Source organism: Fictibacillus halophilus (assembly GCF_042680145.1).
GTDB classification, from domain to species: Bacteria; Bacillota; Bacilli; order Bacillales; family Fictibacillaceae; genus Fictibacillus; species Fictibacillus halophilus_A.
This window is the reverse complement of record NZ_JBHTNQ010000010.1, coordinates 1-1,399: the sequence shown is the minus strand read 5'-3', so window position 1 is coordinate 1,399 and position 1,399 is coordinate 1. Positions and strand designations below refer to the sequence as shown.

At 54.5% G+C, this 1,399-nt stretch carries 1 rRNA gene; it reads right to left on the bottom strand.

What is annotated here, in order from left to right:
* Positions 1-49 precede the first annotated feature (49 nt).
* Positions 50-1,399 (bottom strand): 16S ribosomal RNA (locus tag ACFQ4X_RS19080); the annotation flags it as partial.

Here is a 1,399-nt window from a genome sequence, read left to right as displayed (position 1 = left end):
CAAAAGGTGTACTTACGAAACAGTCGAAGCTGTTTCATAATCTCCATAGAAAGGAGGTGATCCAGCCGCACCTTCCGATACGGCTACCTTGTTACGACTTCACCCCAATCATCTGTCCCACCTTCGGCGGCTGGCTCCCAAAAGGGTTACCCCACCGACTTCGGGTGTTACAAACTCTCGTGGTGTGACGGGCGGTGTGTACAAGGCCCGGGAACGTATTCACCGCGGCATGCTGATCCGCGATTACTAGCAATTCCGGCTTCATGTAGGCGAGTTGCAGCCTACAATCCGAACTGAGAATGGCTTTTTGGGATTGGCTTGGCCTCGCGGCTTCGCAACCCTTTGTACCATCCATTGTAGCACGTGTGTAGCCCAGGTCATAAGGGGCATGATGATTTGACGTCATCCCCACCTTCCTCCGGTTTGTCACCGGCAGTCACCTTAGAGTGCCCAACTGAATGCTGGCAACTAAGGTCAAGGGTTGCGCTCGTTGCGGGACTTAACCCAACATCTCACGACACGAGCTGACGACAACCATGCACCACCTGTCACTCTGTCCCCCGAAGGGGAAAGCTCTATCTCTAGAGTGGTCAGAGGATGTCAAGACCTGGTAAGGTTCTTCGCGTTGCTTCGAATTAAACCACATGCTCCACTGCTTGTGCGGGCCCCCGTCAATTCCTTTGAGTTTCAACCTTGCGGTCGTACTCCCCAGGCGGAGTGCTTAATGTGTTAACTTCAGCACTGAGGGTGGAACCCCCCAACACCTAGCACTCATCGTTTACGGCGTGGACTACCAGGGTATCTAATCCTGTTTGCTCCCCACGCTTTCGCGCCTCAGCGTCAGTTACAGGCCAAAAAGCCGCCTTCGCCACTGGTGTTCCTCCACATCTCTACGCATTTCACCGCTACACGTGGAATTCCACTTTTCTCTCCTGCACTCAAGTCTCCCAGTTTCCAATGACCCTCCACGGTTGAGCCGTGGGCTTTCACATCAGACTTAAGAGACCGCCTGCGCGCGCTTTACGCCCAATAATTCCGGATAACGCTTGCCACCTACGTATTACCGCGGCTGCTGGCACGTAGTTAGCCGTGGCTTTCTGGTTAGGTACCGTCAAGGTACGAGCAGTTACTCTCGTACTTGTTCTTCTCTAACAACAGAGCTTTACGACCCGAAGGCCTTCATCGCTCACGCGGCGTTGCTCGGTCAGGCTTTCGCCCATTGCCGAAGATTCCCTACTGCTGCCTCCCGTAGGAGTCTGGGCCGTGTCTCAGTCCCAGTGTGGCCGATCACCCTCTCAGGTCGGCTACGCATCGTCGCCTTGGTGAGCCGTTACCTCACCAACTAGCTAATGCGCCGCGGGCTCATCTGTAAGTGTCAGCCGAAACCGACTTTCAAAAA